We start from the raw sequence: 15222 nt of genomic DNA, 5'->3' as shown, positions 1-15222 counted from the left end.
CAAATAGAGGAAAAGGTTATTTTTTAGTTGTTTCCATATGGTTACCCTTTTACTTCGATGACACGTATACGTTTATAATTAGCAAACCAAACACCATTTTCACAAAGTGAAGGCTTTAAACCTTTTTCCACGTTCTCAATGATTGCATGCTTACTTTCTTCTTTCATTCCCTCAAATAGTTCACTGCAGAACATGATAATCCAATTTCTTAGTCCTTCTTCTCCTTCTAGTGGTGTAGGTCGATCAAAATGCATGGCAAATGCAACCTGAAAACCCATTTATTCCATTAATGTGCTATATTCTCCAGTGCTCGGGAAGTACCAAGGAAAAGAAATTTCTTTTTCTATTCCTGCACTTTTGATTTGATTGATGATTTCTTGAGTAATCATTTGGACATTACCTTTCCCACCAAACTCAGCGATAAATCTTCCTCCTTTTTTAAACTTTTGAAAATATTTGTAAGCGCTTTTTCTGGTTCATTGATCCAGTGTAATGTGGCATTTGAAAAAAGAGTATCAAACTCATTATGATAATCCAGTTTTGTAATATCTCTCACCAAAAAAGGTCAGGTAAGGATATTTCTCTTTTCCTTTGCAATCATGTTTTCACTTAAATCAATTCCTATAACACTTACTCCGGTATTTGCAATTTTTGAGCTAAATCTCCTGAACCACAACCAACATCTAGAATGTTTTCCCCCCTTTTTCGGAGCTAAATAATCAATTAAACTGCTCCCAAATTTTGATACAAAAGAATGCTGTTCATCATAAAGTACGGGATTCCAATGATCTTTCTGAATAGTAGACATAAACATTCCTCTTTTTGTTTTAGAGACATTGTACAAGTTGTAACCCAAAATAAAAAATGAAAATTATGAATTATGTTTATAACATTTATTTATTTTCTTAAAGGTTAACTTGTGGAGATAATAGTCAAGCGATAAAAAAATTTGTGATGGGAGATAATAGTCAAACTTCCGCAGATAATAGTCATTCACGAGAGGATAATAGTCAAAGTAGTGAACATAATAGCCAATCGATAAAAAAAGACGAGAGCAAAGGGAGATAATAGCCAAACTTCCGAAGATAATAGTCATTCACGAGAGGATAATAGTCAAAGGAGCAAACATAATAGCCAACCGATAAAAAAAGCCGAGAGCAAAGGGAGATAATAGTCAAACTTCCGCAGATAATAGTCATTCACGAGAGGATAATAGTCAAAATAGCCGACATAATAGTCAATTGATAAAGAAAGAAGGAAGCGAGTTAGCAATATATAAAATTGAATGACAACATGAATCGAAGAAATAAGGCTGTCTAGAAGGTTAATTTTTCTAGACAGCCTCAGATTTTTATACTTCCATAATGATTGGTAAAATCATTGGTCTGCGTTTAGTTTTTTCAAATAAATATGGGGATAAAATATCCGTAATCTCATTTTTTAATTCTGTCCATTGAGATTTTTCTTGAATCATTTCTGCTAAATGATCTGCAAGCATTTTCTGTGCTTCGGTAATTAATGTAGCAGATTCACGCATATAAACAAAACCTCTAGAAATAATATCAGGACCTGCTACAATTTTTTGTTGTTTCATATCTACGCTAACAACAACAATGACCAATCCTTCTTCGGAAAGAATTCGGCGATCGCGCAACACGATATTTCCGATATCACCAATACCGCTTCCATCAATGTAAACATCGCCAGAAGGGATGCGTCCTGCAATGTATGCTTCGTTTGAGCTTAGTGCAAGTACATCTCCATTTTCCATTACAAAAGTATTCTCAGCCGGTACATCGCAATCAATAGCAAGTTTCGTATGCATTTTTAACATGCGATATTCACCGTGAATTGGCATGAAGAATTTTGGTTTCATTAGGCGAAGCATTAATTTTTGTTCTTCTTGAGAACCGTGACCTGAAGTATGAATATTGTTAATGGATCCATGAATGACTTCTGCACCAGCACGGTATAATAAGTTAATAATTTTATTGACGCTAATCGTATTGCCAGGAATAGGCGAAGAGGAGAATACAACTGTATCTCCTGGCTGAATTTGAATTTGACGGTGTGTACCATTAGCAATTCGCGATAAAGCCGCCATTGGTTCGCCTTGAGAGCCTGTACACAAAATCATTACTTCATTTGCTGGTAGGCGATTGATTGTTTGAGCGTCAACAAACGTTTCTTTTGGTGCAGTAATGTATCCTAATTCTCGACCGATGGAAATAGCATTATCCATCGATCGTCCGAAAACTGCAATTTTTCTTCCATATTGAGCAGCTGCATCTGTTACTTGTTGAAGACGATGGATATTGGAAGCGAACGTTGCAAAAATAATACGTCCTTCAACTTTACGGAAAATATCGTGGATGCTTTCACCAACTTTTCGTTCTGACATTGTAAAGTTAGGTACTTCTGCGTTTGTGCTGTCTGATAATAAACAAAGCACGCCATCGCGTCCAATTTCTGCCATTTTCGTTAAGTTGGCTGGTTCACCCACTGGTGTAAAATCAAATTTAAAGTCACCAGTATGAACGATATTTCCAGGCGGTGTTTTTACAACGATTCCAAATGCGTCTGGAATACTATGTGTTGTTCTAAAAAAACTAACAGATGTTTTTCGGAATTTAATGACATCGTCTTCTTTAATCTCAATCAGTTTCGTTTGACGTAGTAAACCATGTTCTTCTAATTTATTGCGCAAAAGTCCAAGGGCAAGTTTTCCACCGTACACAGGTACATTTACTTGGCGCAATAAATATGGTATTCCACCGATGTGGTCTTCATGGCCATGAGTAATAAAAAGACCTTTAATTTTATCGGCGTTTCGTACTAAATAAGTGTAGTCAGGAATTACATAATCGATTCCTAGCAAATCATCTTCAGGGAATTTAATCCCTGCATCGATGATAATGATTTCATCTTGAAATTGAACTCCATAAGTATTTTTGCCGATTTCACCCAGTCCGCCAAGAGCAAAAACGGCAGTTTGATCATTTTTTACAAATTTCATATAGACTACGCATTCTCCAAACGGAAATTCGGGCTATTTTTTTCATATTCTAAATAATTGCCCTCAAGTAGTTGAATATATTCAATCAAAATGTGGCGATCTTTTAAATATTCGCGGACTTCTCGTTCTGAATTAGCTTCTAGATAGAGGCTTTTCGTATTTTCGCGAACTGGTACTTCATCTGGATTTTCTTGATAATACACTTTGTAAATCATCTTTTCTCTCCCTCTTTAACCGAACATTTTTTGCATTTATTATTTTTCCACTTTTTACGAATATAATCAATTGGTATTTATTATATTAACGCAAATGGTTTATATCTTCACAACCATCTGCATGAAGTGGCCTATTAGTTAAAGTGACAAAATTTATTAAGAAATATTCATTATATACCAAAATTTCAAATTTGTAACATGGCGAAATAAAATGCATTTCCTTTATATTATCATGTGAATCTTTTAAAATAAAGAAAAGCCCTCCGTTTTTGAAGGGCTTAAGCGATTGATTTTTTACCGAGGATGCCATTAAGACGCTTCAAAAGTTTCTTTTTGAGTCTTTTTAACATGGCACATCACTCCTTAGTTTAAAGTATAAGGTAGAATTATATATATGTAAAGTATTTTTCATTTACATATAAATATGCATTAGAAGGGTTAGTGACAATGAAGAAGGTTCTGTTTTTTGATGTAGATGGTACACTTTATAATAGTAAGAAAAGATTGCCTCCATCTGCGAAGGATGCAATTTATCAAGCAAAGAGGAACGGTTATGAAATTGCCATTGCTACAGGTCGAGCTCCTTTTATGATTCAATCGATTTTAAAAGAGTTAGAGATTGATACTTTTATAACTGAGCATTTTGCAAAATTAGATTTTTTGGATAAAAGTATAAAAAATAAAGCACTCGACAAATAGCTACCAGCATGTTATTTTACAAAATATTACAATAATCCTGTTTTTGGGCATACCTACAGAATTTTTCATATTGAATTTTTTTAAGCGGCTTTCTTCCCTTTATTTTCCTTTGCCATCGCTAGCGCTGAAACAAGTAATACAATAGCGTTCAGGTAAATATGGGTCTTTACTTTTTCAATTCCCCATACATGTAGGGAGTTCGCCGTAAGGTAGCTTTTCATTCTTGAATTACAGCGTTCTACACTTGTCCTCTCGTTGTAAAGCTCTTTCCAACGTTTTGTATCACGGTGCGGATTGGAATATCGGCGCACATCCTTTTTGATGTCGACTTTTACCACCATTCCATAGTTGGAAGATGAACAGGCTGCCATTCCTAATGGGCAATCCACTTTGCCGGTTGCGTGAGGACATCTGAACTTGAGCTGGTCCTTATCAGCTCCCCAATAAGTCATTTCATAACCCATGGAACAACGCGGAGTTCCATTGGAAGAAATCCCTTCAGGAGGCTCTTTTTCGTTGCGCAAATTGAGCGGGATAATGGCTTGCGCTCCAATGTTTTTGGCTGATTCATAGTTTTTTAGTTGGTCATATCCGCCATCCATGATCAGAAATTCAATTTTGGATTTGGTACGCTCTGCCACTTGCTCGATTAATTCTGGTGCGACTTCTCCATCGTTCACATGGGCAGGGGTTACTTTTATGGCCATTGGCAGTTCGCTTGCGGTATCGACTGAAAGATGCATCTTATAGCCAAACCAGGTAATTTTATTGCCGAAGGAATCATATTTTGCGCCCCAATTGGCATTACCCGTTTGTTCACTACGCTTTTTGGGCTGTTTCTTTTCATAGGCATCAATGGCGGCACTGTCGATGGCCTGGTGGCTGCCGTCAATTATTCCTTCCTCCTGAGCTAACTGTACCAAGTCAAGGAAGATCTTTTCAGCCAGCTTTTTTTTGGTAAGTGCTGCAAAAACCCGGCTGAGAGTGGAGATAGACGGTGCGGGGCGATCAATCGATAAACCGCATTGATAACGGAAACGAAGGTCTTTATCCAATCGATGATGAAGGGCGGTAAAGGTGTCGATGCCTTCGAGTGGGGCAGCGATGAGAGCCCTTAGAATCCCTTCTCTGGAATGACCGTCAGCCCCTCGGGGTGAAGAACTTCTCAACTGTTTAGCATAAGGGCGTAAATCAAGCGAGCTAAAAAAGATAGGTAATTTCTCTTTTGACTCTAATTTTTGCAGTTCTTCAAAGGAAAATAGGCTTTCTTGTAGAATATACAAAGTGACTTCCTCCTTTTGAATTTTTTGTTGTTTCGTCACTTCAAAAATTCTACATTTTAGGGGTGAAGTCCTTTTTTATGTCTTTGAAATCCTTATGGCTCTTGGGTCAAAAAATATGCAAAATGCTCAACTTTTAATGGACAATATGTTGTTTATAAAAATGAAGTGATTTTTACAGATAGTGTTCCACAAGACGATTTAACGGAAATCATTGAATTCGGATCTATGCGCAATCATCCTGTTGTATTTATTGATGACGAAAAAATGATTGCTACAACAGAAGGAAACAAAAAAATCGAACAAAGTTTACTATCGTTACGCTACCCGTATCCCGAAATTAATCCTCATTTTTATAAAGAAAATGCTGTCTATCAAACACTTATTTTTATGGAAGAAGAAGAGGAAGCGATTTATCACGAAACATTTTCAAATGTTAAATTTGTTCGCTGGCATCCGTACTCTTGCGATATCCTTCCAAAAGACGGTTCAAAAGCGAGAGGGATTAAAAAAGTATTGGAAAAAATGAATATTCCCATTGAAAATGCCATTGCTTTTGGTGATGGATTAAACGACATTGAAATGCTTCAAGCAGTTGGTGTAGGGGTAGCAATGGGTAATGCCAAAGAACAAGTAAAAGAAGTAGCTGATGTTGTAGGTGAACATGTTGACAATGATGGGCTTGCGAAAGTGATGAAAAAATTAGAAATCATCTAATCTATTTATATGCATGATGACTTTTCGAAGTCTCGGCATTTGTCTCATACAAGTAGAAACCCCAAAAGCACTGAAGACAAAATTGGTGCTTTTAGGGTTTTCTTTTTTATGCTTATTAACCTTCAAAAGGAAAAGCATCTGGAATAGGAGCAAATGGATCTTCTTTATTAATATGATCATAAAACATAATCCCGTTTAAATGGTCCAATTCGTGTTGAAAACATATCGCTGGAAGACCTTTTAAACGCATTTTTTTCTCTTCGCCATCAACAGTGAAGAATTTTACCGTAATCCGTGCATATCGAGGAACATACCCAGGAACATTGCGGTCAACGGATAAGCAGCCCTCACCATTAGGTAAGTACGTTTTTTCTACAGAATGGCTGACGATTTTTGGGTTGATTGCGACAAAGCTGAGTGTTTCTCCATTTTCTTCTTCAATATGAAGGGCAAACATTCTTTTTAAACAATTTACTTGGTTTGCTGCAAGCCCTATTCCAGAACGCAATTCATATTTTTCTGCTATTTCCGGGTCTTGGCTATTTTTTAAAAACTGCAACATATCCTCTGCTAATTTACGCTCTTCATCTGATAACGGGAATTTCATCTCTTCTGCTTTCGTTCTTAAAGCAGGGTGACCTTCACGGACAATATCTTTCATTAAAATCATATTTTACTTCCTTTCAATTTCTCTATCAAAATGAAGGTTTTTCTATTTAAAAATACCATATGTCAATTTCTTTTTCTAATAGATGTTTCAATGAATATTATATGTCATTTATAGGCGATAATGAATTTCGTACAACGGATTATTTTATGAGCATATCATATTAATTTTGTCAAAAAAATAAACTGTTATAATACAAGTTTGTTTTGTGGTATAACAGAATGTTTTTGTGTTAAATTCAAACAACTAGCATAATTTTGAATTAAAAAGAAAAAACAACGATTGACCGATTTTATTATGTAATATATACTGTAGTAAATTGAAGGTTGTATCAATTTTCGGGTTATAAAAAATGATACAGATAAAGGAGAGGTGTTTTATGAGTGGGAAAGTTTTTGATCCAAAAGGTGTATTACAAGATGTTGAAAGCAAATTTGAAATGTTTCAAATTTTAAATGAAAACGGAGAAGTTGTGAACCCAGAGTATGAACCAAAATTGTCTGATGAAGAATTGGTAGAACTGATGACTCGCATGGTTTACACAAGAGTTTTAGACCAGCGTTCTATTTCTCTAAATCGACAAGGACGACTTGGATTCTATGCGCCAACTGCAGGACAAGAAGCTTCCCAATTAGCTTCCCACTTTGCATTGGAAAAAGATGATTGGATTTTACCAGGTTACAGAGATGTTCCTCAAATCGTTTGGCATGGCTTACCGTTATGGAAAGCATTTTTATTTAGCCGTGGACATTTCATTGGAAACCAAATTCCTGAAGGTGTAAATATTTTACCTCCTCAAATTATTATTGGTGCCCAATACATTCAAGCAGCTGGGGTTGCTTTAGGAATTAAGAAGCGCGGCGGAAAGAATGTAGCAGTAACATATACAGGTGACGGTGGTTCATCTCAAGGTGACTTCTATGAAGGTATCAACTTTGCAGGGGCATTCAAAGCGCCAGCAATCTTCTTTATTCAAAATAACCAATATGCGATTTCTACTCCTCGTGACATACAAACAGCTGCAAAAACACTTGCACAAAAAGGAATTGCAGCAGGTATTCCATGTGTTCAAGTAGATGGAATGGATCCATTAGCTGTTTATGTAGCAACAAAAGATGCACGTGAGCGTGCTGTAGCTGGTGAAGGTCCGACATTAATTGAAACAATTTGTTACCGTTACGGACCGCATACAATGTCAGGGGACGATCCAACGCGTTATCGTACAGAAGATATTGATAATGAATGGGCGAAAAAAGACCCAATTGTACGTTTCCGTAAATATTTAGAAGGCAAAGGACTCTGGTCTGAAGAGAAAGAAACAGAAGTGATTGAAAGAGCGAAAGAAGAAATCAAAGAAGCGATTAAATTAGCGGACCAAGCTCCAAAACAAACAGTAACTGACTTAATCTCCATCATGCATGAGGAGCTGCCTTTCAATCTAAAAGAACAATACGAAATCTATAAAGCAAAGGAGTCGAAGTAACCTATGGCACAAATGACGATGATTCAAGCGATTACTGATGCTTTACGCACAGAATTGAAAAATGATGAAAATGTGTTAGTGTTCGGGGAAGACGTCGGTGTAAACGGCGGGGTATTCCGAGCAACTGAAGGTTTACAAAAGGAATTTGGAGTGGATCGGGTATTCGATACTCCTCTTGCTGAATCGGGAATCGGTGGTCTTGCAATCGGTTTAGCTTTACAAGGATTTCGTCCAGTTCCGGAAATTCAATTCTTCGGTTTCGTATATGAAGTAATGGATTCCATTAGCGGACAAATTGCTCGTTATCGTTTCCGCACTGGTGGTACGTTTAATATGCCAATTACGATTCGCTCACCATTTGGAGGCGGTGTACACACGCCTGAAATGCACTCTGATAGTTTAGAAGGATTAATGGCTCAACAACCGGGCTTAAAAGTTGTGATTCCTTCAACGCCATATGATGCGAAAGGGTTGTTAATTTCAGCTATTCGCGATAATGATCCGGTTATCTTTTTAGAGCATCTAAAACTATATCGTTCATTCCGTCAAGAAGTGCCTGAAGAAGCTTATACAATTCCAATTGGTAAAGCAGATGTAAAACGAGAAGGAAAAGATTTATCCATTTTCGCTTACGGATTAATGGTGCATGAAAGCTTAAAAGCTGCAGAAGAATTAGAGAAAGAAGGATACTCTGTAGAAGTAGTGGACCTTCGCACAGTGCAACCACTTGATATTGACACAATCATTGCTTCTGTAGAAAAAACAAATCGTGCAATTGTTGTTCAAGAAGCACAAAAGCAAGCTGGAATCGCGGCAAATGTCGTTTCGGAAATCATGGAAAGAGCGGTATTAAGTTTAGAAGCTCCGGTACTTCGAGTGGCAGCACCAGATACAATTTATCCGTTCCCGCAAGCTGAAAATGTTTGGTTACCTAATTACAAAGACATTATCGAAACAGCGAAAAAAGTTTTAACATTCTAATTGATGAAAGGGTGGACGTAATGGCGTTTGAATTTCGTATGCCAGATATCGGCGAAGGAATCCACGAAGGTGAAATCGTAAAATGGTTTGTGAAACCAGGTGATGAGGTAAATGAGGACGATATTTTATGTGAGATTCAAAACGATAAAGCAGTAGTGGAAATTCCTTCTCCTGTTGCAGGTAAAGTAGAAGAAATTTTAGTCGATGAAGGCAGTGTAGCTGTCGTTGGAGATGTGCTCATTCGCTTAGATGCACCAGGTTATGAAAACATGCAATTTAAAGGTGATGCGCACGTTGAGGAAGATTCATCTAAAACTGAAGCGCAAGTTCAAGCGACAGCAGAAGATGGAAAAGTAGAAGATACGAAACAACAGGAAACAAAGGAAGTACCACTATCTTCTGAAATTGAAGTTGCTAAACGTGTAATCGCGATGCCTTCCGTTCGCAAGTTTGCTAGAGAGAACGGTGTTGATATTCAATTAGTGGAAGGTACAGGGAAAAACGGTCGTATCTTAAAAGAGGATATCATTCGTTATATGGAAGGCGGGCAAACTGTTCAAGAAGCGCCGAAAGTTGTGGAAGAAAAACAAGAAGCGGTTGCAGAAATTCCACAAATTCCTGTGTTGGAAGGTGAATTCCCAGAGACGAGAGAAAAAATATCTGGAATTCGCAAAGCGATTGCAAAAGCAATGGTTCATTCCAAACAAACGGCTCCTCATGTAACTTTAATGGACGAAGTAGATGTTTCGAATTTAGTCGCTCATCGCAAAAAATTCAAAGATGTTGCGGCTGAAAAAGGCGTCAAGTTAACATATTTACCTTATGTGGTAAAAGCGTTAGTGGCAATGTTGAGAGAATTCCCAGAATTTAATCGTTCATTTGACGATGCAACACAAGAAATTATTCAAAAACATTATTATAATGTTGGAATTGCTGCCGATACTGAACGTGGGTTGCTTGTTCCAGTTATCAAACATGCGGACAGAAAATCAATTTTTACAATTGCGTCCGAAATCAATGATTTAGCAACAAAAGCGCGTGAAGGAAAACTTGCTCCAAACGAGATGAAAGGCGGCTCAATGTCCATCACAAATATAGGCTCTGCTGGAGGCCAATGGTTCACACCAGTGATTAATCATCCAGAAATAGCAATTTTAGGACTTGGAAGAATTTCAGAAAAGCCTATAATAAAAGAAGGTGAAATTATAGCAGCACCTATGTTAGCATTATCATTGAGCTTTGATCATCGTATGATCGATGGAGCTTTAGCTCAAAATGCTTTAAATTATTTGAAGCGTTTACTAAGTGATCCTGAACTTTTATTAATGGAGGCGTAACAAATGGTAGTAGGAGATTTTCCAATCGAAATCGACACTCTTGTAGTTGGAGCAGGTCCTGGTGGATATGTTGCAGCAATTCGTGCAGCACAAACTGGACAAAAAGTAACAGTTGTTGAAAAAAATGAAGTGGGCGGAGTATGCTTAAACGTTGGATGTATTCCATCAAAAGCGTTAATTTCAGTTGCTCACCGCTACGAACAAGCAAAACATTCAGATGATATGGGTGTTATTACTTCTGATGTAAAACTTGATTTTGAAAAAGTGCAAGCTTTCAAAGACAGCGTAGTAAAAAAACTTACAGGTGGAGTAGCTGGTCTATTAAAAGGAAATAAAATTGATGTTGTAAAAGGTGAAGCTTATTTCGTTGATGCAAATACTGTTCGCGTTGTAAATGGCGACCAAGCTCAAACTTATAAATTTAAAAATGCAATTATTGCAACAGGTTCTCGTCCTGTGGAAATCCCAACATTCAAATATTCTGATCGTGTAATTAACTCTACTGGTGCGTTAAACTTAAAAGAATTACCTAAAAAATTAGTTGTAATCGGTGGAGGATACATCGGTACAGAATTAGGAACAGCATATGCAAACTTTGGTACTGAAGTAACAATCCTTGAAGGTGCAAGCGACATCTTAGCAGGATTTGAGAAACAAATGACTCAAATCGTGAAAAAAGGTCTGAAGAAAAAAGGTGTTACAATTGAAGTGAACGCCCTTGCTAAAGGTGTAGAAGAAACTAAAGATGGCGTAATTGTAACTTATGAAGTAAACGGCGAAGAGAAGAAAGTTGAAGCAGATTACGTACTTGTAACAGTTGGACGCAGACCAAATACAGATGAACTTGGTCTTGAACAAATCGGCATCGAGTTTGGCGAAAGAGGATTAATTAAAGTTGATAAACAATGCCGTACAAATATTCCAAATATCTATGCAATCGGTGATATTGTTCCTGGTCCACAACTTGCTCACAAAGCTTCTTATGAAGGAAAAGTTGCTGCTGAAGCAATTGCAGGACATAAATCTGTAGTTGACTACTTAGCAATTCCAGCTGTTTGCTTCACAGACCCAGAAATGGCATCTGTTGGATATAGCGAAGAGCAAGCGAAAGCTGAAGGTATCGAAGTAACTGTTGCGAAATTCCCATTCGCAGCAAACGGTCGTGCATTAGCATTAAATCAAACAGAAGGTTTTGTGAAACTTGTTGCACGTAAAGAAGATGGCCTTATCATCGGTGGACAAATTGTAGGTGCTGGTGCTTCTGACATGATTTCTGAAATCTGCCTAGCAATCGAAGGCGGTATGACAGCTGAAGACATCGCTCTTACAATTCACCCGCATCCAACTTTAGGCGAAATCACAATGGAAACTGCGGAAGTATTACTTGGCAACCCAATCCACATTATTTCAAAATAATCACTAGTTTAGAGCCCTTGTAACTCATTACAAGGGCTTTTTTTATTTTGAAGCTTCTCGTTCTATGCTGGCAAATATCTGGTCGAATTGATAGGAAATGATGAATTGATTCTCTAGCTCGTAAAATGATGAATTTTCAGCATTGAAAAAATGAGATTGCACAAAATAAAAATAAATAATTAACCATCAAAGATAGGTGAATGACCATTGAATGGGATTCTTCGATTTGTGCTAAGGAATAAACTAGCTGTCTGGTTACTAACATTCATTTTCTTAGGTACAGGAATATACTCTACATCTAAAATGAATATGGAGACTATTCCTGATATATCAATTCCAGTTATTACGGTTACGACAGTGTATCCTGGAGCAACTCCAAAACAGGTGATGGAAGAAATTTCAGAACCTTTGGAGAAAGTTGTTGCAAACTTAGAAGGAGTTCTAAATGTATACTCTAATTCCTATGCCAATTTATCAAATGTGCAAATTGAATTTGAGTATGGTATTGACCTTGTTAATGCCGAACGGGAAATCAAGTCAGCCATTGAACAAATAAAACTTCCAGATCATGCAGAGGAGCCAAATATTACACGAGTAACAATTAATGCATTTCCAATATTGGCTTTTAGTATTTCAAGTGAAACAGAAGATATTGCAGAACTTACAACGACGGTAGAAGAAATTGTCGCACCAAAATTTGAAGGAATTGATGGTGTGGCGTCTGTTTCGATTTCAGGTCAACATGTAAATGAAATTGAGTTACATTTTAATGAAGAGAAAATGGCTTCTCTTGGGATAACAGAGGAAAATGTAAAACAAATGATTCAATCGAGCAACGTCCGAGTGCCTCTTGGATTATTTCCGTTTCAGGATGAAGAGCAATCAATCGTAATTGATGGTAAAGTGACGACAATTGAAGGATTAAAGAATATAGTTATACCAATTACCCCTTCCCAGATTTACCCTTATCCTTTTGTTACGTTAGGTGAAATTGCAACTATTCATTTTGTTGGGAAAGTGGAGTCTGTATCAAGAACGAATGGTAGAGAGGCAATCACTTTACAAATTGTTAAAGCGCAAGATGCCAATACGCTGGAAGTCGTTAAGGAAGCGAAAGCGTTAGCGAATGAATTAACGTCATCCGTTCAAGGGTTAATCATTGATGTTACTTTAGACCAAGGTGCACCAATTGAACAGTCTGTCAGAACCATGTTAAATAAAGCCTTTATTGGCGCAGTGGTAGCAATTGTTGTCATTTTATTCTTCTTAAGAGATATCAAATCAACATTGATTTCTGTAATTTCCATACCATTATCTTTATTGATTGCTTTTATGATTTTGTATTCTCTAGATATTACGTTAAATATGATGACATTAGGTGCGATGACGATAGCAATTGGGAGGGTTATTGATGACTCGATTGTGGTCGTTGAAAATATTTACAGAAGGCTCCATTTAAGAAACGAACCTTTATATGGACGAGCATTGATAAGCTCTGCAACGATTGAAATGTTTAAACCAATATTATCTTCTACATTGGTTACCATTGCAGTATTTTTACCACTAGTATTTGTTGGAGGGATGATTGGGGAATTATTTCTTCCATTTGCACTGACAATAACCTTTGCATTGCTCGCATCTTTGCTTGTAGCAATTACCGTGGTACCAGCATTTTCACATTCACTTTTTAAGAAAAAATTATATAAGGAAAATAGAGTTACAGGGCATCGATCCACCAAAAGCATGTTGGCAAAATATTATAGGAAATTTTTAAATTGGACATTAAATCATAAACTGATTACTTCATTTGTTGCTTTTTTATTACTTGTTGCTAGCTTATGTTTAATTCCTATTCTCGGCTTTAGTTTTTTGCCAACAGAAGAACAAAAAATGCTTTATATCACCTATACACCAGAGCCGGGTGAAACGGAAGATACGATATTACAAAATGTGTCTGAAGTAGAACAGGAAATGATGGCAAGAGAAGATGTGGAGGTTGTTCAACTTTCCATCGGTTCAAGCGATAATATGATGATGGGTATGGGCAGCAATAATGGAGCTTTAATGTTCTTAATTTTTAATGAAGAAACAGAAAACTTTGATGAAGTGACAAAAGAGATTGAAAATTACTTAGCCAATTTAGATCATTCTGGTAAATGGAAAAATCAAAATTTCAATATGTCCGTCTCGAATAACGAATTAAGTTATACAGTTTACGGCAACGATCAAGTTGATTTAGAAGAAGCTGTTATGCAAATAGAAGATATAATGCAGGATTCAAAGTATGTAAAAGATGTTTCGACAAGTCTGGCGGAACGATTTGATGAATATACATTGAAAGTAAATCAACAAACCCTCTTGCAATATCACTTATCAGCTGCACAAATCGCTTATTTATTAAATCCTCATATGCCGGATCAAGTATTAACAACGATTGAAAAAGATGGAGAAGACGTCAATGTTATTATTCGCAAAGATAAAATCATACCACAAAACTTTGAAGCGTTGTTGCAAACTCCACTCTCTACTCCAACAGGAAGTGTTGTGACAATTGGAGATATAGTTGAAGTGAAAAAAGGAACGGTTGCCAATACAGTTTCGCGAAGTAAAGGGAAATTTTATGCAACAGTTTCTGGTACGATTACAAGTAAGGACATTACGAAAGCTTCTACGGAAGTGGAAGAAAGGCTTGAGAAATTAAAATTACCAAAAGGCGTTGAGATTGAAGCTGCAGGAGTAACAAAAGATATGGAAGAAGCTTTTGTGAAACTTGGTCTTGCATGTCTTGCGGCAGTGGCGATTGTTTATTTTATATTAGTAGTAACGTTCAGCGAAGGGCTCGCTCCATTTGCCATTTTATTTTCTTTACCTTTTACCGTGATAGGAGCCTTAGGATTGCTATGGATTTTTGATGAAACGATATCCGTTTCAGTTATGATGGGACTTCTTATGTTAATCGGAATTGTTGTAACGAATGCGATTGTTTTAGTGGACCGCATCGTTCATATGGAATATGACGGAATGAAGATGCGAGAAGCAATATTAGAGGCGGGTAGCACTCGATTAAGACCGATATTGATGACGGCTATTGCAACGATGGGGGCATTAATTCCGCTTATATTTGAGGAAGAAGGAAGCGGTTTAATTTCAAAAGGATTAGCCATTACCGTAATCGGTGGTTTATTTAGTTCAACAGTTCTCACTTTATTTATCGTTCCAATTGTATACGAATCATTATCAAGACTTCTTGGAAAAAATCGAAGAGCGATACGGTTAGATTAAATGAAAAAGCTGTACGAAAGCCAATATACAATGTCTTTCGTACAGCATTTCTGTTTATCCATATAATGAGGAGGAAACGTATTGTGGGGAAACTCGCACAAGATTATATGCTAACCACACAAGCTTGAA

12 protein-coding genes and 2 pseudogenes are annotated in these 15222 nt (G+C 36.9%); 7 read left to right on the top strand and 7 right to left on the bottom strand.

Features of this window, described 5'->3' with window-relative positions:
• Positions 1–41 precede the first annotated feature (41 nt).
• From NSU17_RS03760 to NSU17_RS03740, 5 genes are all read right to left on the bottom strand, one after another.
• Positions 42–254: a hypothetical protein gene (locus tag NSU17_RS03760; RefSeq protein ID WP_340704312.1), complete on the bottom strand. Its 213-nt coding sequence runs from the start codon at positions 252–254 to the stop codon at positions 42–44.
• 131 nt (positions 255–385) lie between these two features.
• Entirely contained in the window at positions 386–556 is a 171-nt protein-coding gene (locus tag NSU17_RS03755) for a methyltransferase domain-containing protein (RefSeq protein WP_331855257.1), read from the bottom strand.
• Between the two features lie 9 nt (positions 557–565).
• On the bottom strand, positions 566–808 hold the full coding sequence (locus NSU17_RS03750) for a hypothetical protein (protein WP_340436878.1): 243 nt from the start codon (positions 806–808) through the stop codon (positions 566–568).
• Positions 809–1351: 543 nt separating this feature from the next.
• On the bottom strand, positions 1352–3016 hold the full coding sequence (gene rnjA / locus NSU17_RS03745) for a ribonuclease J1 (RefSeq protein WP_340704311.1): 1665 nt from the start codon (positions 3014–3016) through the stop codon (positions 1352–1354).
• 5 nt (positions 3017–3021) lie between these two features.
• Positions 3022–3231 (bottom strand): DNA-dependent RNA polymerase subunit epsilon, encoded by a 210-nt coding sequence (locus NSU17_RS03740; protein ID WP_016838289.1) that lies wholly within the window; start codon positions 3229–3231, stop codon positions 3022–3024.
• Between the two features lie 447 nt (positions 3232–3678).
• Here NSU17_RS03740 and NSU17_RS03735 point away from each other — a divergent pair.
• Positions 3679–3867, top strand: a pseudogene (locus tag NSU17_RS03735) (HAD hydrolase family protein); the annotation flags it as partial.
• A gap of 143 nt (positions 3868–4010) precedes the next feature.
• Here NSU17_RS03735 and NSU17_RS03730 read toward each other — a convergent pair.
• Entirely contained in the window at positions 4011–5213 is a 1203-nt protein-coding gene (locus NSU17_RS03730) for a transposase (RefSeq protein WP_063210481.1), read from the bottom strand.
• A gap of 132 nt (positions 5214–5345) precedes the next feature.
• Between NSU17_RS03730 and NSU17_RS03725 the strand changes: the two are divergent.
• Positions 5346–5927: pseudogene (locus NSU17_RS03725) on the top strand (Cof-type HAD-IIB family hydrolase); the annotation flags it as partial.
• A 115-nt stretch (positions 5928–6042) separates the two neighbouring features.
• On the opposite strand, the gene def reads toward NSU17_RS03725, so the two are convergent.
• Positions 6043–6597, bottom strand: coding sequence for a peptide deformylase (def, locus tag NSU17_RS03720; RefSeq protein ID WP_016838293.1), 555 nt, complete (start codon positions 6595–6597; stop codon positions 6043–6045).
• Between the two features lie 376 nt (positions 6598–6973).
• On the opposite strand from def, the gene pdhA reads away from it, so the two are divergent.
• The 5 genes from pdhA to NSU17_RS03695 all read left to right on the top strand — a co-directional run bounded on the left by pdhA (position 6974) and on the right by NSU17_RS03695 (position 15093).
• The gene (pdhA, locus tag NSU17_RS03715) at positions 6974–8077 is read left to right on the top strand and encodes a pyruvate dehydrogenase (acetyl-transferring) E1 component subunit alpha (protein WP_340704310.1); all 1104 of its coding nucleotides are present in this window, start codon (positions 6974–6976) and stop codon (positions 8075–8077) included.
• Between the two features lie 3 nt (positions 8078–8080).
• The gene (locus NSU17_RS03710; protein ID WP_016838296.1) at positions 8081–9058 is read left to right on the top strand and encodes an alpha-ketoacid dehydrogenase subunit beta; all 978 of its coding nucleotides are present in this window, start codon (positions 8081–8083) and stop codon (positions 9056–9058) included.
• Between the two features lie 20 nt (positions 9059–9078).
• Entirely contained in the window at positions 9079–10395 is a 1317-nt protein-coding gene (locus NSU17_RS03705) for a dihydrolipoamide acetyltransferase family protein (RefSeq protein WP_096550558.1), read from the top strand.
• A gap of 3 nt (positions 10396–10398) precedes the next feature.
• Positions 10399–11811, top strand: coding sequence for a dihydrolipoyl dehydrogenase (gene lpdA / locus NSU17_RS03700; protein WP_016838298.1), 1413 nt, complete (start codon positions 10399–10401; stop codon positions 11809–11811).
• A gap of 207 nt (positions 11812–12018) precedes the next feature.
• Entirely contained in the window at positions 12019–15093 is a 3075-nt protein-coding gene (locus NSU17_RS03695) for an efflux RND transporter permease subunit (protein ID WP_340704309.1), read from the top strand.
• Positions 15094–15222: the final 129 nt, after the last annotated feature.

The sequence above is a fragment of the Ureibacillus sp. FSL K6-2830 genome (assembly GCF_038004145.1).
GTDB lineage: Bacteria > Bacillota > Bacilli > Bacillales_A > Planococcaceae > Ureibacillus > Ureibacillus thermosphaericus.
Note: the sequence above shows the minus strand (reverse complement) of the source record. Positions and strands in the feature narration are given on the sequence as shown.

What these genes read in the sequence shown, in the direction of transcription:
- NSU17_RS03705 (WP_096550558.1), top strand. Translation starts at nt 9,079, where the DNA reads ATGGCGTTTGAATTTCGTATGCCAGATATCGGCGAAGGAATCCACGAA.
- NSU17_RS03750 (WP_340436878.1), bottom strand. Translation starts at nt 808, where the DNA reads ATGTCTACTATTCAGAAAGATCATTGGAATCCCGTACTTTATGATGAA.
- NSU17_RS03760 (WP_340704312.1), bottom strand. Translation starts at nt 254, where the DNA reads ATGCATTTTGATCGACCTACACCACTAGAAGGAGAAGAAGGACTAAGA.
- NSU17_RS03740 (WP_016838289.1), bottom strand. Translation starts at nt 3,231, where the DNA reads ATGATTTACAAAGTGTATTATCAAGAAAATCCAGATGAAGTACCAGTT.
- def (WP_016838293.1), bottom strand. Translation starts at nt 6,597, where the DNA reads ATGATTTTAATGAAAGATATTGTCCGTGAAGGTCACCCTGCTTTAAGA.
- lpdA (WP_016838298.1), top strand. Translation starts at nt 10,399, where the DNA reads ATGGTAGTAGGAGATTTTCCAATCGAAATCGACACTCTTGTAGTTGGA.
- NSU17_RS03710 (WP_016838296.1), top strand. Translation starts at nt 8,081, where the DNA reads ATGGCACAAATGACGATGATTCAAGCGATTACTGATGCTTTACGCACA.
- pdhA (WP_340704310.1), top strand. Translation starts at nt 6,974, where the DNA reads ATGAGTGGGAAAGTTTTTGATCCAAAAGGTGTATTACAAGATGTTGAA.
- rnjA (WP_340704311.1), bottom strand. Translation starts at nt 3,016, where the DNA reads ATGAAATTTGTAAAAAATGATCAAACTGCCGTTTTTGCTCTTGGCGGA.